18 protein-coding genes are annotated in these 19,575 nt (G+C 38.8%); 15 read left to right on the forward strand and 3 right to left on the reverse strand.

All coding sequences use genetic code 11. From position 1 onward, the window contains the following. Nucleotides 1-138: 138 nt before the first annotated feature. Nucleotides 139-1,542: an arginine decarboxylase gene (locus tag B2906_RS05430; RefSeq protein ID WP_286935849.1), complete on the reverse strand. Its 1,404-nt coding sequence runs from the start codon at nt 1,540-1,542 to the stop codon at nt 139-141. 291 nt (nt 1,543-1,833) lie between these two features. Here B2906_RS05430 and rocF point away from each other — a divergent pair, with 291 nt between their 5' ends. From rocF to B2906_RS05490, 12 genes are all read left to right on the forward strand, one after another. Next, nucleotides 1,834-2,784 (forward strand): arginase, encoded by a 951-nt coding sequence (gene rocF, locus B2906_RS05435; RefSeq protein WP_219958994.1) that lies wholly within the window; start codon nt 1,834-1,836, stop codon nt 2,782-2,784. 241 nt (nt 2,785-3,025) lie between these two features. After that, nucleotides 3,026-4,816 (forward strand): arginine--tRNA ligase, encoded by a 1,791-nt coding sequence (gene argS / locus B2906_RS05440; protein WP_286935850.1) that lies wholly within the window; start codon nt 3,026-3,028, stop codon nt 4,814-4,816. Nucleotide 4,817: 1 nt separating this feature from the next. After that, nucleotides 4,818-5,408, forward strand: coding sequence for a glutathione peroxidase (locus B2906_RS05445; protein ID WP_219958996.1), 591 nt, complete (start codon nt 4,818-4,820; stop codon nt 5,406-5,408). 9 nt (nt 5,409-5,417) lie between these two features. After that, nucleotides 5,418-6,326, forward strand: a complete 909-nt coding sequence (locus B2906_RS05450) for a 1,4-dihydroxy-2-naphthoate polyprenyltransferase (RefSeq protein ID WP_219958997.1) — start codon at nt 5,418-5,420, stop codon at nt 6,324-6,326. A gap of 74 nt (nt 6,327-6,400) precedes the next feature. Beyond that, on the forward strand, nt 6,401-7,252 hold the full coding sequence (locus B2906_RS05455) for a universal stress protein (protein ID WP_091650395.1): 852 nt from the start codon (nt 6,401-6,403) through the stop codon (nt 7,250-7,252). 47 nt (nt 7,253-7,299) lie between these two features. Then, a complete protein-coding gene (locus B2906_RS05460; RefSeq protein ID WP_091650394.1) occupies nt 7,300-7,653 on the forward strand; it encodes a translation initiation factor in 354 nt (117 codons plus the stop codon). Between the two features lie 87 nt (nt 7,654-7,740). After that, nucleotides 7,741-9,009 carry a serine hydrolase domain-containing protein gene (locus tag B2906_RS05465; RefSeq protein WP_219958998.1) on the forward strand — a complete coding sequence of 423 codons (1,269 nt, stop codon included), beginning with the start codon at nt 7,741-7,743 and terminating at the stop codon, nt 9,007-9,009. Between the two features lie 254 nt (nt 9,010-9,263). Beyond that, nucleotides 9,264-10,124 carry an ATP phosphoribosyltransferase gene (gene hisG, locus B2906_RS05470; protein WP_219958999.1) on the forward strand — a complete coding sequence of 287 codons (861 nt, stop codon included), beginning with the start codon at nt 9,264-9,266 and terminating at the stop codon, nt 10,122-10,124. A gap of 21 nt (nt 10,125-10,145) precedes the next feature. After that, complete coding sequence (gene hisD / locus B2906_RS05475; RefSeq protein WP_219959000.1) at nt 10,146-11,441, forward strand: histidinol dehydrogenase; 1,296 nt, start codon at nt 10,146-10,148, stop codon at nt 11,439-11,441. Beyond that, on the forward strand, nt 11,438-12,490 hold the full coding sequence (hisC, locus tag B2906_RS05480; protein ID WP_219959001.1) for a histidinol-phosphate transaminase: 1,053 nt from the start codon (nt 11,438-11,440) through the stop codon (nt 12,488-12,490). Before hisD ends, hisC begins: the two co-directional genes overlap by 4 nt. A 7-nt stretch (nt 12,491-12,497) precedes the next feature. After that, nucleotides 12,498-13,595, forward strand: a complete 1,098-nt coding sequence (gene hisB / locus B2906_RS05485) for a bifunctional histidinol-phosphatase/imidazoleglycerol-phosphate dehydratase HisB (RefSeq protein ID WP_286935851.1) — start codon at nt 12,498-12,500, stop codon at nt 13,593-13,595. An 86-nt stretch (nt 13,596-13,681) separates the two neighbouring features. After that, complete coding sequence (locus B2906_RS05490; RefSeq protein ID WP_091650379.1) at nt 13,682-14,479, forward strand: tetratricopeptide repeat protein; 798 nt, start codon at nt 13,682-13,684, stop codon at nt 14,477-14,479. Here B2906_RS05490 and B2906_RS05495 read toward each other — a convergent pair. Then, entirely contained in the window at nt 14,476-15,354 is an 879-nt protein-coding gene (locus tag B2906_RS05495) for an ATP-grasp domain-containing protein (protein WP_219959003.1), read from the reverse strand. The genes B2906_RS05490 and B2906_RS05495 overlap by 4 nt on opposite strands. Nucleotides 15,355-15,449: 95 nt before the next feature. Between B2906_RS05495 and B2906_RS05500 the strand changes: the two genes are divergently transcribed. Further along, nucleotides 15,450-16,229 carry a polyprenol monophosphomannose synthase gene (locus B2906_RS05500; protein ID WP_219959004.1) on the forward strand — a complete coding sequence of 260 codons (780 nt, stop codon included), beginning with the start codon at nt 15,450-15,452 and terminating at the stop codon, nt 16,227-16,229. Here the strand turns inward: B2906_RS05500 and B2906_RS05505 are convergent. After that, nucleotides 16,180-17,394, reverse strand: a complete 1,215-nt coding sequence (locus tag B2906_RS05505; RefSeq protein WP_219959005.1) for an ABC transporter permease — start codon at nt 17,392-17,394, stop codon at nt 16,180-16,182. The genes B2906_RS05500 and B2906_RS05505 overlap by 50 nt on opposite strands. Nucleotides 17,395-17,433: 39 nt before the next feature. Between B2906_RS05505 and B2906_RS05510 the strand changes: the two genes are divergently transcribed. Next, nucleotides 17,434-18,615 (forward strand): exo-beta-N-acetylmuramidase NamZ family protein, encoded by a 1,182-nt coding sequence (locus B2906_RS05510; RefSeq protein WP_286935852.1) that lies wholly within the window; start codon nt 17,434-17,436, stop codon nt 18,613-18,615. Between the two features lie 31 nt (nt 18,616-18,646). Further along, nucleotides 18,647-19,573, forward strand: a complete 927-nt coding sequence (gene fmt / locus B2906_RS05515; RefSeq protein ID WP_286935853.1) for a methionyl-tRNA formyltransferase — start codon at nt 18,647-18,649, stop codon at nt 19,571-19,573. Nucleotides 19,574-19,575 lie beyond the last annotated feature (2 nt).

Genomic DNA, 19,575 nt, shown 5'->3' on the forward strand with positions numbered 1-19,575 from the left:
TCTAAACTGCAAATTTATTATCGGAGAAGCACTTTTTAAATAATCTTAAATTATTGAAAGCAAAAAACTACACCTTTAATGGTTTGATAACCAAAAAAAGGAGAAAATCTACAAACTGTAGACTTTCTCCTCAATTTATCACTTCTCAACTGGGGAATAGCCCAGTGTTTTGAGCATACTTTCCTCAGTTTGATCCTTCGCAAATAATTTATGAACAATGCTACCGGTTTCATCCCTGTCTATCAACACATGCTTGGGAGCCGGAATCAAGCAATGTTGGATTCCTCCATACCCTCCCAAAGATTCCTGATAAGCACCTGTGTGGAAAAAGCCGATGTATTGTTTTTTGCCTTGTTCTATTTTAGGCAAGTAAATATTGAACTGGTGCGCTTCAGAGTTATAATAATCCATACTGTCACAGGTCAAACCTCCTAAAGAAATATTGTGATATTCCTCATCCCAGTTATTCACAGCTAGCATGATGTATTTCTGATTCAAGCCCCAGCTATCCGGTAACTGAGTAATGAAAGATCCATCAATCATATACCAAAGCTCCTTATCATTTTGGAGTTTCTCATCCAAAATGCTGTAAAGAACAGCACCGCTCTCTCCTACTGTGTAACTTCCAAATTCAGTAAAAATATTCGGCTCATCTGTATGATTTTTAGCACACATCCATTTGATATTTTTGACAATTTGATCCGCCATATATTGGTAGTCGTAGTCAAAAAATACGTTTGTTTTGATAGGCCATCCCCCTCCAATATCCATGGTGTCCAAACTTGGAGCTACCTTTTTCAGGTCCACATACTTTTGGATAAAGCGAGTCAACTCAGACCAGTAATAGGCAGTATCCTTAATTCCTGAATTGATAAAGAAATGGAGCATTTTCAAGCTTACTTGAGGATTATCCTTGATTTTTTCCTCATACAAGCTGATAATATCATTATAACGTACTCCCAGTCTAGATGTATAAAATCCAAACTTTGGTTCTTCATCAGCAGCGATACGAATACCCACTTGGAATGGAACTTTCACATGCTCCAAGTAGTAATCAATCTCACTTAAATTATCTAGAATAGGAACACAGTTTTTAAACCCGTCATTTAGCAATTCGGAAATGTATTGCTTGTACAACTCTCTTTTGAACCCATTGCAAATAATAAAGGTATCCTTGGTTATTTTTCCTTCTGCATAAAGACTTCTCACCAAAGGAATATCGAAGGTTGAGGAAGTCTCTATATGGATGTCGTTTTTCAAGGCTTCATTCAATACGAAGCTGAAATGAGAAGATTTTGTACAATAGCAGTAGGTATATTTTCCTTTATAGTTATGCGTTTGAATCGCATTGTTGAAGTAGGTTTTGGCATTCTGAATACTTTCAGAAATTTTGGGCAAATAGGTTAATTTTAAAGGTGTGCCGTAAGTTTGGATGATCTCCATCAAGTTCACACCATTAAAAAATAACTCATTATTTTCAACATGGAATTCTTTGGTTGGAAAGTCAAAAGTCTGTTGGATCAGATCAGTATATCGATTCATTTGCCTAAGTTGAATGTTTTATAATACGCTTACAAAATTGGACAATAAATATGGAATTCAAATTAAAAGCCCATAAATCCCGGAAAAAGCTCTAGGACTTCATCTTTATAAAGGAGTTCAAATTTTCTCTTCACATATATTTAAAACCACCTGTTTAGGCTACTTGTTTTCATCCAAATAAATAATAAAACCATCCTTATTTCCGAAAACCACTTTATCCCTGAATTAAATGGATTAAATCGGGGGTATTAAGTAGCTTTGCCGGCATAAACCCGATAAATTTTTGAGAAAATGAGAAATATCAAACTAGTAGAAGTTCGTTCTGAAATTGCAGCCGGCACCCGGGGTGCAAGTTTGGGAATAGATGCTCTCAAAATCGCTTCTTTGGATAAAAAATCAGATTTTTTTACCCAATTCGAGCCCATTAATGTGGCTGATGCTAATAATTACCTTTGGAAAGGAAATAAGTTCCCTCACGCCAAATACATTGATGGGGTGTATCAGGTCCTCAAAAATGTTTACAGCTCAATAGAATCTCTTCGCCTGGAAAAAAAATTCCCAATTGTATTGGCAGGAGACCACTCTACTGCAGCCGGAACTATCATGGGCATCAAAGCTGCCAATCCTGAGTTAAGATTAGGAGTGGTTTGGATTGATGCTCATGCAGATCTTCATACTCCCTACACCACACCTTCAGGAAACATGCACGGGATGCCTTTGGCCATGGTTTCTCAATTAGACAATAAAGAATGTCAGGTCAATCATCCAGATGATGACACTTTGATGTATTGGGAAAGAATCAAAAAAATCGGTGGCGATCAGCCTAAAATTAACCCAAAAGATATTGTCTTCATCTCGGTAAGAGATACAGAATCCCCGGAGGATTTCCTGATCAAAAAGCATGAAATCCGAAACTTCAAAACCAGTGAGGTCAGAGAAAAAGGCATAAGTCAAATTGCCAACGAAACCTTAGAGATTCTCAAAGATTGCGATCAAATCTACATTTCATTTGATGTGGATAGTTTGGATAGCTCCATTTCTGTAGGCACAGGTACTCCAGTTCCAGACGGTCTAACTGTCGAAGAAGCCATTCAGCTAAACGCAGAATTAATCAAGGACAAAAGAGTGTGTTGCTGGGAAATTGTAGAGGTCAACCCTACACTTGATACGGAAAATACCATGGCAGAAAACGCCTTTGAAGTACTCGAAGTTACCACCAAATCTCTGGTTGAAAACTTTTAAATGAGTTGAACCACTAGGGAAGAAGAGTAAAACTAGTAGGAATAATAAATGGCTAAAATCGATTATGCCAAATCGTCATTTTGATGCCTTTATTTTCAATCTTCAAATCATTAGATGCTCAGTTGATTTCGGATAGCATTTAATTTAAAGTTTGCTGTTTGGCATTTGCTATAGCTTAACATACGTTCTAAAAAAAATCTTTGCGTACCTTCGCGTTCTTTGTTGTAAGGTTAACAAAATCATGAATATTCAAGAAAATATCCTCTCAGGCATACAACAAGCCTTTCAAAATATCTTCAATCACGATCTAACAGTAGATCAACTGAGTTTGGCACCCACCAGAAAGGAATTTGAAGGAACTTACACATTTGTGGTTTTCCCATTTCTGAAAATCAGCCAAACGACTCCTGAAAACACAGCCAACCAAATTGGTGAATATCTTAAGGCAAATGTCAGTGAGGTTGCTGATTTCAATGTAGTCAAAGGATTTCTGAATTTAGTTTTGAATGAAAATTCATGGCTGGATATTTTTCAAAAAATTTATTCCAATCCAAACTTGGGACAGCTTCCTGCCAATGGGCAGAAAGTAATGGTGGAGTACTCCTCTCCCAACACCAATAAACCACTTCATTTGGGCCATCTTAGAAATAACTTTTTGGGCTTTTCGGTAGCGGAAATCCTCAAAGCAAATGGCTACGAGGTGATCAAAGCCAACTTGGTAAATGATCGGGGAATTCATATTTGTAAGTCCATGGTGGCTTACCTGCATTTTGGAAATGGAGAGAGTCCTGATACCTCAGGCTTAAAGGGAGATCATTTGGCTGGGAAATACTATGTGTTTTTCGATAAGGAATACAAATCCCAGATCAAAACCTTGATAGAACAAGGTCAAAGTGAAGAAGAGGCAAAGAAAAACGCCCCTATCTTTCTGGAAGCTCAGGAAATGCTCAGAAAGTGGGAAGCTAATGATCCAGATGTTGTTGGGCTTTGGAAGCAAATGAATGCTTGGGTATATGCAGGATTTGACGCAACATATACCAAGATGGGCGTTGACTTTGATAAATTCTACTATGAATCCGACACCTATTTATTAGGGAAAGATATTGTCGAAGAAGGACTAAAAAAGGGTGTGTTCTTCAAAAAAGAAAATGGCTCTGTTTGGGTAGATTTGACTGATGAAGGCTTGGATGAAAAGCTTGTTTTGAGAGGTGACGGAACTTCCGTTTATATCACTCAAGACATGGGTACAGCAGACTTGAAGTACAATGATTTTCAAATAGATAAATCGGTATATGTGGTTGGAAATGAGCAAGATTATCACTTTGATGTCTTGTTCAAAATCATGCGTAAACTGGGCAGACCTTATGGGCCCGGCCTTTATCACCTTTCCTATGGGATGGTAGATCTGCCTACAGGTAAAATGAAATCTCGAGAAGGTACTGTAGTGGATGCCGATGACTTGATGCAGGAAATGATTGACACTGCAGAATCTCATACCAAGGAATTAGGGAAAATTGAAGGGTTTACGAGCGAGCAAGCAGCTGAACTGTATGAGATATTGGGACTAGGCGCTTTGAAATATTTTCTATTAAAAGTGGACCCTAAAAAACGAATGCTCTTCAACCCTCAAGAGTCAATCGAATTTCAGGGAAATACTGGCCCATTCATTCAATATTCACATGCAAGAATTGCATCTATTTTAAGAAAAGCAGATCAGCTGGAAGTAAATTATCAAAACCCTGATTTTAGTGGTGTGAGCAAGATTGAAGAATCGGAATCTTCTTTGATATTCTTATTGAATGATTTTGAAAAGAAAATCAAGCAGGCTGGTGAAGATTATGCTCCATCCATTTTGGCCCAATACCTTTTTGATTTGGCCAAGGAGTATAACCGATTTTATGCAGATCTTCCTATTTTTAATGAGGATGACGCAAACATTCTTACGTTTAGAGTAGCCCTTTCTTCGCTAACTGCTCAAACAATCAAAAAAGGAATGAGTTTGCTAGGCATAGCAGTACCGGATCGAATGTAACATGAAAAGCATCTTCTACCTTCTCTTAGCTTTAGTCCTACTTTCCTGTGGGAAAACATTAGAAAGACCTGAGCATTTGAAAGCAGGAATGATGACACTAAACAATACCTCTATGGAAAATTCATTCTATGGTTTTAAACTCAAAAATATTGACGGAAAAGAGGTTGACTTCAGTCAATACAAGGGCAAAAAAGTATTGATTGTCAATGTGGCTTCTAAATGCGGCTATACTCCTCAGTATGAGTCATTGCAGGAATTACACGAAAAATTCGGAGATAAAATCGCAATTCTGGCTTTTCCGGCTAATAATTTTGGTGGACAAGAACCTGGATCTAATGAGGAAATCAAGGAGTTTTGTACAACCAATTATGGAGTCAGTTTCCCTGTTTTTGAAAAAATATCTGTAAAAGGTTTCGATAAACACCCTTTGTACAGATGGCTTTCTGACGAAAAACTAAACGGATGGAATAATCAGGAACCGACATGGAATTTCTGTAAATACTACATCAATGAGCAGGGAGAATTAATGAAGTTTTTTCCATCTTCCGTGAATCCTTTAGATGAAGAAATCATTTCATTGGTAGAAGCATAATCTAGATTGGTGAAAAGAGAAATTAACACAAAAAAAGAAGCCTGGCTGCATGCAGTCAGGCTTCGTACTTTACCCTTAGCGCTTGCGAGCATTTTCGCAGGTTCTTTTATTGCCGCATGGCAAAACTCATTTCGTTGGGAAATACTAGTCTTAGCTTCCTTAACCACCGTATTTCTCCAAATCCTATCTAACCTCTCCAATGATTACGGAGATTCTGTGCATGGCGCAGACTCGATCGACCGTCAAGGACCGGTTAGAGCGGTCCAATCTGGGCTAATCACCCTGCCTGAAATGAAAAAAGCAATGTATCTATTTGGAGCTTTATCATTGATTTCAGGCCTTTCCCTTCTGTATTTGGCCGTTCAGGATTTGCAGATTTTCTTGCTTTTCCTGGGTTTGGGTTTGGCAGCAATTTGGGCGTCCATCACTTATACTTCCGGTAAAAACCCATATGGCTATGCTGGTCTGGGAGATCTTTCAGTATTTATATTTTTTGGCTTATTAGGGGTACTCGGGACGTATTTTCTCCATACCTATAGTAGCAATAATTTAGCTGTATTGATTGCGGTAGCCTTGGGTTTTTTCAGTACAGCAGTTTTGAATATTAATAATATCAGGGATATAGATTCCGATAAGCTTGCGGGTAAAAAATCAATTCCTGTCAGAATCGGGAGAAGCAATGCAGTTAAGTACAATTGGTCTTTGATCATATTAGGGAATCTTGCTCTTCTTTGGTTTGTAATTTATTCCAGTGAATGGTTTTCACTCATCGCACTTTTAGCAAGTATCTTAATGATCAAGGTAGCCCGAGGAGTTCAAGTAGCTCAATCAGCTCAGGAAACTGACCCTTATCTCAAAAAAATGGCAATTAGTACCCTATTTTGGGTAGTTCTTTTTGGGATTGGGCTACTTTTTTAGGAAAAGCTGACAAAAGTCCTTTTATGGTCTCGATTTTATGCTAATTTGGCATAACACAATAACTCTTTTTGACCATGACTAAAGTACTTGTACCCTACGACTTCTCAGAACAAGCCCAATATGCACTGGATTTCACCACTAATCTTGCCTCAAAATTGGACAATATTACTGTGGAAGTGCTTCACGTTCTCGAAATCCCAACCAACACCAGCCTTGGTACAATGGGTGGAGGTGAAATGATGCCTGAAATTGAAAACCAGATTTTCTTCGTGGAATTGACGGAACGAAGGAAAAAACAAATGAAAGAACTGGAAGAGAAATTCAAATCCCAAAAATTTGAATTCAAAACCAAGTTAAAACTTGGAAATGCCTTTCAGGCAATCAGTGAATCCATCAATGAAGAAAAACCAGATCTAGTTGTGATGGGGTCAAAAGGCTCTTCCGGCTTGGAGGAGGTCTTGGTGGGATCGAATACCGAAAAAGTGGTAAGAAATGCCAAATGCCCTGTAGTCACCATCAAATCTCCAGTTGATCCTAAGGATTTGAAAAAAATTGTTTTTGCTAGTGATTTCAGAGAAAATTCAGATGAAGTAGCAGCTAGAATCAAAAGGCTACAAAAATTGTTTGGAGCTGAACTTTACTTGGTCAATGTGAATACACCTGGCAGCTTTGAAACTACCAGAGAATCAATCGCTAGAATCAAGCATTACGTAAAGAAATATGATTTCGAAAACGTCAAAGCTGAGATCTACAACTCTTCATCTGAGGAGTCAGGAATCATTGAGTTTGCCGAAGACATCGATGCGGATTTGATTGCAATGGCAACTCATGGAAGAACAGGTTTCTTGCATTTAATCACCGGAAGCATAGCAGAAGACGTGGTCAATCACGCTAAAAGACCAGTTTGGACATTTCGAGCTGAGTAAAAAAACAAGTAAATTGCCTGCATAAAAGCAGGCTTTTTTATTGAATTATGGGAAGAAAAAACAACGATTGGAAAAAAAGAGATGGGGTAGTATACTCCACCAGCGACAACTTTGATTACAATTATGAGGAAGATGAAGCACTGGAAACGCTCCCTCCTGCTCAACAAAACCTGAAGGTAATGTTGGATAAAAAAGCACGTGGAGGAAAACAGGTTACTCTGATTGAAGGGTTTATTGGAACTGAGGATGATCTAAAGGATTTAGGGAAAATGCTCAAGACCAAATGTGGTGTCGGGGGCTCTGCAAAAGATGGAGAAATCTTAATCCAAGGTGACCACAGAGACAAAGTTGTACAAGTTTTACAAAGTGCCGGATACAAAGCAAAAAGATCCGGTGGCTGATTATTGAATTTAACATCTTATAAAATAACTGAGCAAAAAACTCAGACCTACATATACCTCACTACCTACCTAGCAATAACCCAAATCATGAAAACATCCCTTTCTCCCCTAGTTATCATCCTTCTTCTTTTATCTTTCTGTAGTCCCAAAGAAGAAACGAAAATAGAATTCTGGGTTGACCAGACCGTCAAAAATCGAATTGACTCTACGCTCAATAGCTTTGTGGAGTCTGGAAATGTAGCAGGAATTTCAGCTTTGGTTTATGAAAAAGGCGAGGAAGTCTATTTCAACGCATTTGGGTATGCCGATAGAGAGGCAGGTGTTCCTATGGACAGAAACACCATCGTGAAGATATATTCTATGACCAAGCCTGTCACTGGAGTAGCTTTAATGTCTCTGTATGAAGAAGGAAAATTTCAGTTGGATGATCCGCTTGAAATGTATTTACCGGAATTTTCAGATATGAAGGTTTATCAAGGGGTTGATAAAGATGGAAAAATGATCTTGGTGGATGCGGAAAGACCTATCAGCATCAGGGATATCACCCGTCATACTGCAGGCTTTCCTAATAGAAATGATATCCCAGGTCTAAGTGAGGTCATGGCTGAAAAAGATGCGAGAAGTTTTAATAATACCCTGGCCAGTATGGCTCAAAAAATGGGTAGCACACCTTTATGGTTTCACCCTGGAACCCAATGGGAATACGGTCTATCTGTGGATGTGCAGGCATATTTGGTGGAAAAAATAGCAGGAGTTCCATACAAGGAATATGTTCAACAAACTATTCTGGATCCTCTGGGAATGAATGAAACACAATATTACGTCCCTGAAAATCTCAGAAATAGAGTGGCCGCAATGTATAATCGAACTGGAGAAGGGCAATTGGAACGAGTACCAGATTCTACAGCCCATGAGTTTAATTTTAAACAATGGCCGCTTACTCCAGGAGGGTTTGGATTGACCAGCACATTGGATGACTACATGAAATTTGCTCAGATGCTGGTAAATAACGGAAGCTATAAAGGGGTGCAAATTCTGAAACCAGAGACGATCAAATTGATGAGTACTGACCACTTACCAGATTCAATTACTGAGAAATCTTGGCTTCCAAGCAAAGGAAATGTAGGGTTTGGGATTGATTTTGCAGTAAGAAAAGCACCACCTTCCGATGAAAAGGAAAATAATGGCGTGGTAGGAGAATTCTTTTGGGACGGAGCTGCAAGTACCCTGTTTTGGGTAGATCCTGTCAATGAAATAACCGCAGTCCTATTTGTGCAACTTTTCCCGTATGATGGAATAGGTTTACATAAAAAGTTCAGAGATGCAGTTTATGGGCCATACAAAGCCCCGAATTAATTCAAAAAAACGAAAACTATCTTCAGGTTTGGATGTTTTAATTCCGTGCTTAACTTTGCCATCAGAAATGATCATCCAAACCACATATTGTACTTTTAGAGCAGCAGGCCATATGAGCCATTTGTTGCATCATTTCCATCATTCCTCTTGAGAGGAATTATTTTACACACCCACCCGGTGACGCCGATGACAGGGATTCGGCCTTTCACCAAAATTTATTACAAGCCTTTTATTTCTTAGCGTAACTTGCTACCATGGAAAAAATTATCCGTATTGCCGTTCAAAAAAGCGGTAGACTTTCAGACGATTCATTAAGCCTCATCAAAGAATGTGGCATCAAATTTTACAATGGAACGGGGAAACTCAAGTCCACATCCACCAACTTTCCGATCGAATTCCTCTTTTTAAGAGATGACGATATTCCAGGCTATGTATCCGATGGAGTGGCTGATTTGGGAATCGTCGGGGAAAACGAATTAGTAGAAAAAGACAAAGACGTCACTACCCTAAAAAAATTAGGATTCTCAAAGTGTAGACTTTCCCTGGCCATCCCAAAAGGTCAGGAGTATTCCGGAATAGAATATTTTCAGGGGAAAAATATTGCTACCTCCTACCCGAAAATTCTTGGAGATTACCTTGAATCCAAAAAAATACAGGCATCTATCCATGAAATTTCCGGTTCAGTGGAAATTGCTCCAAGTATAGGTTTGGCAGAAGGAATTTGTGATATCGTCAGTTCAGGTTCCACCTTGATGATGAACGGTCTGAAAGAAGTGGAAGAAATATTCAGATCAGAGGCAGTTTTGATTGCCAATAAAGATTTGGAAGAATCCAAAAAGCAAATCGTAGACAAATTGCTTTTCAGGATGAACGCTGTTCAAAAAGGAAAAAGCAATAAATATGTACTTCTGAATGCTCCAAACGAGTCTTTGGAAAAAATTGTCAGCTTAATCCCAGGTATGAGAAGTCCTACCATTCTTCCTTTAGCTCAAGAAGGCTGGTCATCTGTTCACTCGGTATTGAATGAGGATCAATTTTGGGAAAATATCGAGGAATTACGTGCCGCTGGTGCAGAGGGAATCTTAGTAGTGCCAATTGAAAAAATGGTGATTTAAATTGCTCTTAACGCGAATAACATGAAAATATTGGTCAATCCTGGTCCATCTTCTTGGAAAAAAGAACTTGCCAGACCGGTTTTTAAAACCAAAGAAATCAATAAAATCGTCAAGCCTATCCTAAGAAAGGTAAAACGTAGTGGAGACAAATCTCTCTATAAGTTCGCACATGAATACGATCATGTTGATCTGGATTCTTTATTGGTAGATGATACAGAAATAAAAGCAGCTGCTGCTGCCTTGGCGCCAGAGCTCAGAGAGGCTATACAAACCGCAAAAGCCAATATTGAACGCTTTCATGCGGCCCAATTCAGCCCTGAGTTAGTAGAGGAAGTAATGCCAGGCGTGATTTGTAAAAGAAAAAGCGTACCTATTCAAAAAGTTGGCCTATATATCCCGGGAGGAACAGCCCCCCTTTTTAGTACAGTTCTCATGCTGGGAGTACCTGCTAAATTAGCTGGCTGTAAAGAAATAGTATTATGTACCCCTCCTAATCGAGAAGGAAAAGTGCATCCAGCTATACTCTTTACCGCCGAACTGATAGGTATTGATAAAATTGTAAAGGTAGGCGGAGCTCAAGCGATTGCTGCCTTAACTTTTGGTACAGAATCAGTACCGGCTGTTGATAAAATATTTGGTCCAGGAAATCAATTTGTTACCGCAGCCAAACAATTGGCTACCAAATACGGAGTTGCCATAGATATGCCTGCCGGCCCTTCTGAAGTATTGGTTTATGCTGACGAATCGGCTATCCCAGCCTTTGTTGCAGCTGATTTACTATCTCAGGCTGAGCACGGCGTAGATTCTCAGGTAGTTTTGGTAACTCATTCCGAGAAGTTTGCCAAAAAAGTCTTGAAGGAAGTTGACTCTCAGTTGCGAGACTTGTCCCGAAAAGATATTGCTAAAAAAGCTCTCAATAATTCGGTTGCAGTAGTCTTAGAAGATCAGGAAAGTGCATTGGCCTTAATTAATGCCTACGCTCCTGAGCATTTGATCATTGCTGTAGAAAATGAAGAAGAAGTAGTTGCAGGAATTATCAATGCAGGATCTGTATTTATTGGGAATTACACACCAGAATCCGCAGGTGATTATGCCAGTGGCACCAACCACACACTGCCTACCTATGGCTATGCCAAAAACTACAGCGGTGTCTCCTTAGATAGTTTTGTGAAAAAAATAACCTATCAAAAGATTACCGAAGAAGGATTAAAAAACCTTGGGCCTACAGTAGAGATTATGGCTGCTAATGAGTTGCTTGATGCTCACAAAAATGCCGTAACTATTCGTCTTAACTATTTGAAAAAGAATAAACTATGAGTTTTGACTTAAACTCACTTTTAAGGCCGCATATTGTAAATTTACAGCCTTACACTTCGGCTCGTGACGAGTATACAGGCAAGGAAGGAGTCTTTTTGGATGCGAATGAAAATCCTTACGGGTCTATAACGGATCAGGATTTCAATCGATATCCAGACCCCTACCAATCTGAACTGAAAGAGAAGATAGCTGCTATTAAAGATGTAAAACCAAGTCAGATTTTCTTGGGAAATGGGTCAGATGAAGCTATTGATTTGCTTTTTAGGGCCTTTTGTAATCCCGGAGTGGACAATGTAATACTTTTGCCCCCTACCTATGGAATGTATGAAGTTAGCGCTTCAATTAATGATGTAGCAGTTAAAAAAGTACCCCTAACGGCTGACTTCCAGTTGCAGACTGATTTGATTTTCGAAGCTATCAATAATAAAACGAAAATAATTTTTGTCTGTAGCCCGAATAATCCAAGTGGTAATAAGGTAAAAAGGTCAGATGTACTGCTGCTTCTTAAGCACTTCAAGGGCTTGGTTGTAGTGGACGAGGCTTATATTGACTTCAATGATGAACCGAGTTTTACCAATCATTTGAAGGATTTCCCGAACCTCCTGGTCATGCAGACATTTTCCAAGGCATGGGGTTTAGCCTCTTTAAGACTTGGAATGGCATTCGCTTCTGAGGAACTCATCAAAATCCTAAACAGAATAAAGCCTCCTTATAATATTTCAGGACTGACTCAGGAAACTGTCCTTGCAGCAATTGATAAGCAGGAGAAGGTAGAATCCATGATCCAAAAAATATTAGATGAAAGGGACTTTCTTGAAAAGCACTTATTGGAAATTGATGCAGTTCAAAAAATCCATCCCTCTCAAGCAAACTTCCTTCTTGTAAAAGTGCCTGCAGCCAATCAGGTGTACGAGCAATTGATCGAAAATAAAATAATTGTGAGGAATCGCGCAAAGGTTCAACTTTGTGAGAATTGCCTACGGATTTCAGTTGGAACCAGGGATGAAAACCAAGCCTTTATCAAGGCCTTGAAAGCCATATTAGATTAATTTACTTATGAAAAAGAAAGTATTGTTTATAGATCGTGATGGAACCATCATCAAGGAGCCACCTACTGATTTTCAGGTAGATAGTTTAGAGAAATTAGAATTTATTCCCAAAGCGATCTCAAACTTAAGAAAAATAGCAGAGGAGACTGATTACGAATTGGTTATGGTTACCAATCAAGATGGATTGGGTACCGATTCATTTCCTGAAAAGGACTTTTGGCCAGCTCAATTTAAAATGTTGAAGACTTTAGAGCAGGAAAATATTTTCTTCAAGGCCATTCATATTGACAAGACATTTGAGCATGAGAATGCACCAACTAGAAAGCCTAGAACAGGCCTATTAACCGAATATTTTTCTGAGGAATACGATCTGGCTAACTCCTATGTAATTGGGGATCGATTTACTGATGTTCAATTGGCGGAAAACCTAGGAGCTAGAGCCATTTTCATTGGAAAGGAGCAGGAAAAAGCAGCCTTAAGCACTGAAAATTGGGATGAAATCTATGAGTTTCTAAAAATGCCATCTAGGTCCGCTGAAGTAAAAAGGAAGACTTCAGAAACAGATATTTTGATTCGCCTGAATTTAGATGGAAGCGGAAAATGCGACATCTCCACTGGCCTTCACTTCTTTGATCACATGCTGGAGCAACTCGGAAAACATGGATCCACGGACTTGGAAATCAAGGTGAAAGGAGATCTTCACATCGATGAACATCATACCATTGAAGATACTGCTTTAGCTTTAGGCGAGGCTTATTTAAAGGCTTTGGGCGATAAAAAAGGCATTTATCGATATGGCTTTCTTTTACCTATGGATGATGCTTTGGCTCAGGTGGCCATTGATTTTGGTGGAAGACCTTGGATAGTTTGGGATGCGGAATTCAAAAGAGAAAAGGTCGGAGACATGCCGACAGAGCTCTTTTATCATTTCTTCAAATCATTTTCAGATACCTCTAAGTGTAATCTGAACATCAAGGTTGAAGGAGATAATGAGCACCATAAAATTGAGGCAATTTTCAAAGGATTGGCCCGAGCTATCAAAATGGCGGTGACAAGAGATCCTAGAAATATCAATCAATTACCAAGTACTAAAGGGGTTTTGTAGGCTTACAAGCTCAACATTTTCAAAGGGTTGAAAAATAATTTTTATTGAATTGTTTTTTAACCCTTTATTTTTTTGTTTATTTAGGTATGCTACGAAAAATACATAAACCAACTGTTCTATTTTTGCTCCTGATTCTTTCATCTTGTTCCTCAGATCTTTTTCAGGCAGAGCAGCTGTTTTACAAAAAACAATATGAGGAAGCCATATCAGAGCTGAATAAATATCTTTTCTTGCATATCACTGATATTAAAGCTTTGCACCTGAGGGCTAGGTCCTATGAGGAGTTGGACAAGACAGATGAAGCGATTCAAGACTATGAACGAATAATATCTATCAAACCTGATTATGCTCAAGCTTTTGCAGGAATTGGGAAAATTTTATTTGAACAGGAAAAGTATAAGGATGCAGAATTAGCACTTTTAAAAGCAGCTAAGCTGGATCCGGTTGATTACGAAATCCTTTATTTGGTGGGCAGGGCTCTAATGATGACCGAAGATTACAAAACAGCCAATAAATTCTTTGACAGAGCAAAAGAAATCAATCCAAAGGATGCCAAGCTCTATTTTTATCAAGGAATGGCCCGAGCCTATATAGGTGACCCATTAGGCTGTGCGGCTTCCTTTAATACTTACGTTCAAAAAGAACCGAACAACGCCGTGGCTGTGTACAACAGAGGTTTTGCATACCTCCATTTAGGTTACTTGGAATATGCCCTAGAGGACTTTGAACAAGTTTTAAAGTTTAATCCTAACCACACAGAAGCCCTCGCAAAAAAGGGAATCTGTATGGCTAAAATGGGTAATTCTGATGGATGTATTTATATACAGCAAGCAGCCAGAAAAGGCTCAGATTATGCCCAAAGTAATTTAGATATTTGTTCTTAAAGCAACCTTTCGCTCAAGGCTTGAATGTAATTTGGTATGGCTTGAGGTGTAAGAGCTAAGAATAAATAAGGCTCGATAAGCTCTAACTCCATCAGGTGAAATTTACCTTCTACCATCACACCATCTACTCGGGCGTAAAGTGAATTCGAAGCAAATTCTCTTACAAATGATTTGCCCGATTCCAACATCTCGGGACTCGGCTCTATTACTTGAATTGTTCCCCCGAAATAATGCTGTACACGGAAATCTTCTTTTGCTGGAGTTTTCAAAACAGCATGAGACAATTTTCCATTGAAAAATATCATGGAATACTCTCCCACTTCAGCCACTTCCTTGATAAATGGTTGAACCAAAAAAGACTCATTTTCAAGTAAGTGATCTACTTTTTCACTGTAATTCTCCCAATCTTTCAGGGGAATTTTCAAGGTGTTTTTCGCACCACCACTGATCAATGGTTTAACGACTACAATATCCGAAGACATTGCTTTTTGAATTTCAGTTAATGAAGCTTTACTCCCTTTCTCCAGTAGCTTTCCCGCAATTACCGGAAAGCCTCTTTCTTCGATTTCCAGCAAATAGGCCTTATTACTGTTCCATCGAATGGTATCCAAATCGTTTAAAACAGGAATTCCCAATTCCTTAATTTTTTCAATCCAATTGAGAAATTCAGGATAATAGTCAAAATAGTCCCAAACAGATTTAATCAGTAGGAATGAAAAATCTTCCCAGTTTACACTTGGATCAGACCAGGCAACTATCCGATTGGGAACCCCCAAATCATTTAATATTCCAGACAAAATCTCGTCTTCATTGACGGTATTTGTATCGTAAGCTCCGGTGGAAAAATAACTGACTATAGCAACAGACTGATTCATATCTTATTTTTTGGCAAAAGTAGTCTTTTAGGAAAATTTGTAAATACCATTCTTCAAAAACCGTTAGTAAACCTTACTTTTGATTTTCGGAAAAAATGAAGCACCAAAAATTAGTCATCATCCCCACCTACAATGAAATCGAAAACATTCCTGCAATGATTTCGAAGGTCATGGATTTGGAGGGAGATTTTGAACTTTTAATCATAGACGATCAATCACCTGACGGAACAGCTGAGGCAGTGAAAAGTCTTCAGGCCTCATTTCCAGAAAGACTACATTTGATTGAACGAAAAGGAAAGCTGGGATTAGGCACAGCCTATATCACTGGATTCAAATGGGCTTTGAAAAATGGCTACGACTACATTTTTGAAATGGATGCAGATTTTTCTCACAATCCCAAAGATTTGATTCGACTTTATGAAGCTTGCGCGGTACAAGGATTCGACCTGTGTATAGGTTCTCGATATATCACAGGTGTGAATGTAGTCAACTGGCCAATCGGAAGAGTATTGATGTCTTATTTTGCTTCAGTTTATGTGAAATTCATCACTGGGTTACCTATCAAAGATGCCACTGCAGGCTTTAAATGTTATCATAGGTCCGTTCTAGCAGGAATCAATTTGGATGAAATCAGATTTATTGGTTATGCATTCCAAATTGAAATGAAATTCACTGCCTGGAAGCTAGGATTTAAGATTAAGGAGGTTCCGATCATATTTACTGACAGAACTAAAGGCACTTCAAAAATGAGCTCTGGAATATTCCAGGAAGCCGTTTTTGGAGTAATTTGGATGAAAATCAAAAGTATTTTTTCTCCTTACCGCCTTAATCAAAACGTATTGACTGGATTGGATTTACCCGAGAAATCACAATAACAGGAATCCATAAAACTGCAGCTGTCAAAATAGTAATGCCCAAATTGATGGCTATAAAAACAGGCCAATTCCAGTCAATAGGCACATAACTCATATAATAACTTTCCGCATCTAAAGGAATCAAGTTGAAAGTGGATTGAAGAAAACCTACACCCAAGCCAACCGCATTTCCGATCAGTAGGCCTCTTCCCAAAATGCGAATTCCATTCCAGAAAAATATTCTTCTAATCTGCGCATTTTTAGCACCCAGGGCTTTCAGCAAACCAATCATCTGAGTTCTTTCCATAATGAGAATAAAGAGAATGGCTCCCATATTGAAAACAGCTACAAAACCAATTAAAGTGATAAAGACATATACATTGGTATCCAGTAACTTAAGCCAGTCAAAAATCTCTAGGTACTTATCTTGAGAATTGATCAATTTTAAATCCAAATCCAGGATATTTTCCATCTCAGATACTTGTTGAGAATTGGGTTGCTCTTTAACAAATACTTCCAAACCACCAACCTGCTCAGGCTTCCAGCCATTCAAATTTCTAATCGTCTGAAGCTCACCGATTACAATTTTTTCATCAAAATTTTCCAGAAAAGTCTCATAAATTCCAACTACCTCTACCCTTCTATATCGTGGTGGATCTTGCACAAAATAGAGGATGATTTTATCGCCTACATTTAAAAGCAATCTATTGGCAATCAGACGGCTAAGCATTACTTCATTGGAAGTTCCTTCTTCAGGAATTTTGATAAGCCTTCCAGATACCAAATACTTTTTAAAAGTGAGTGTATCAAAGTCTTGTCCCACTCCTTTCATCAAAATCCCTTCTACTTCCTGATCGCCTTTAATGAGTGCTGCCTTATGAGCAAAGGACTGAATTCTCTCTACGAAGTCCAGATTATGATAATTCTTTGCAAAATCACTTTCCAGTGAAAAAGGAGCCTCCTCAAAAGCATTGCTCATGGTAAAACGTTGTACCTGATAATGGCCTGTAAAGCCATAAACCTTATCAGCGACAGTTTTTTGGAACCCTCCCAAAACCATAAAGGCAAGGATGGAAACAGCCACCCCCAATGCCAAACTTCCCACTGCTATCCCATGAATGGTAGCAGAGAAGCCGCCTGCACGGCGAAAACTGATTCTTTTAGCAATGAAATAGGAAAGGTTCAATGGAGTGATTTAATTTGTCTAAACACAGCGCAAAATAGCATGAAGCACACGAAAAACTTATTTCTCATACTTTTTTTGACAAGTATTTGTTTCCTTTTCCCTTTTTCACCCAACCAATCTTTTGGACAGATTTTGATGGGCTCCGAAAGGCCAGACCTATATCTCACTCATCTTCAGGGGAAAAAAGTAGGGATTGTGGCCAATCAGACTTCTATCATGCCTCAATCCTCCAATCAACATATCGTAGATTACCTTTTGAGTCAAAACGTGAATCTGAAGAAAGTTTTTGTCCCTGAACATGGATTTAGAGGTACTGCAGATGCAGGGGAGAAAGTAGACAATAGTGTGGACCAAAAAACAGGGCTCCCAATTATTTCTCTTTATGGAAACAATAAAAAGCCTTCAGCTGATCAAATTAAAGATCTGGATGTAATCATTTTTGATTTGCAGGATGTTGGAGTCAGGTTTTATACCTATATCTCTACTATGCATTACATCATGGAGGCAGCGGCTGAGAATGGTAAAGAAGTTATCATATTTGACAGGCCTAACCCAAATGGAAATTATGTAGCCGGCCCAGTTTTGAAAAAAGGCTTTGAAAGCTTTGTGGGAATGCATCCGATTCCTGTTGTTCATGGGCTTACTGTAGGAGAATTAGCACAGATGATCAATGGGGAAAAATGGTTGAAAGGTGGTTTAACCTGTCAAATCAAGGTTATCCCAATGAATGGTTGGAGCCATTCTAGCATTTACAGTTTACCGGTAAAGCCCTCTCCCAACCTTCCCAACGACCTGTCTGTAAAATTATATCCTAGCACCTGTTTCTTTGAAGGTACAGTGGTCTCATTGGGCCGAGGGACTTATTTTCCATTTCAGGTTTATGGATATCCTGATCCAAAATTCGGAGAATTTACCTTTACGCCAGTGAGTATTGATGGAATGTCCAAAACCCCTCCCCATCAGGATAAGTTATGCTATGGTAGAGACTTGCGAAAAGAATCTTTGGACCATCGATTTACCTTGGAATATCTCGTTGAAGCATACCAAAAGTCTAGAATGAAGGAAAAATTCTTCAATAACTATTTCAATACTTTAGCAGGTACAGATCAAATCAAAAAAATGATTCTAGCCGGTAAATCAGCATCTGAAATAGAGGCCTCTTGGCAATCAGAGCTGGATAGTTTCAACAAACTTAAGCTTAACTACTTACTGTATAAGTGATCCCATAATTTAGAATGTACAAACCAACTTCATGAGTAATAAAAATCTTAGAATAGTATACATGGGCACTCCTGAATTTGCGGTGCCAGCATTGGAAAAATTAGTAGAAGCAGGTTGGAATGTCGTAGGTGTAATTACAGCTCCTGATAAGCCTCAAGGACGTGGGCAAAAGCTGGTAGGCTCACCTGTTAAGCAAGCTGCAGAAAAACTTGGCTTGAATATACTACAACCAAAAAATCTCAAAAGTGAGGAGTTTCAGGAAGAACTAAAAAGCTTGAAAGCTGACCTTCAAATTGTGGTGGCTTTTAGAATGTTGCCTGAATCAGTTTGGAGTATGCCCCCCTTAGGCACTTTTAACCTTCATGCCTCATTACTTCCAAATTATCGTGGGGCTGCTCCTATCAACTGGGCTATTATCAACGGAGAAACCGAAACGGGAGTCACTACTTTTTTTCTCAAACACGAGATCGATACCGGGAGCATCATTTATCAAGAAAAGGTCCCAATTCTTCCAGAAGAAAACTTGGGAGATGTGTACGAAAAGTTGATGAATATAGGCTCTGACTTAGTTCTAAAAACTGTCGAAGATATTGCCAAAGATGAAGTGAAAGCTCTACCACAAGATGAAAGTAAAGCCATTCATCATGCTCCGAAAATTTTCAAGGAAACCTGCAAAATAAAATGGGAAAATACGGCGGAAGACATTCACAACCTGGTAAGGGGACTCTCTCCCTACCCTGCAGCTTGGACAGAGTTAGATGGTAAATTTTGCAAAATCTATCAAACGGAGTTGCTGTTCTCTTCAAGTAATTCTGAACCTGGGAAGCTTTATACCGACGGAAAAACTTATTTGAGAATAGGAACTTCAAAAGGACAACTGGGCATACTGGAGCTACAAATTGAAGGAAAAAAACGAATGAAAGTCGAGGACTTTCTAAGAGGATATAAATTTGAATAGGA

The organism is Algoriphagus sp. UBA3586 (assembly GCF_002376385.1).
GTDB classification, from domain to species: domain Bacteria; phylum Bacteroidota; class Bacteroidia; order Cytophagales; family Cyclobacteriaceae; genus Algoriphagus; species Algoriphagus ornithinivorans.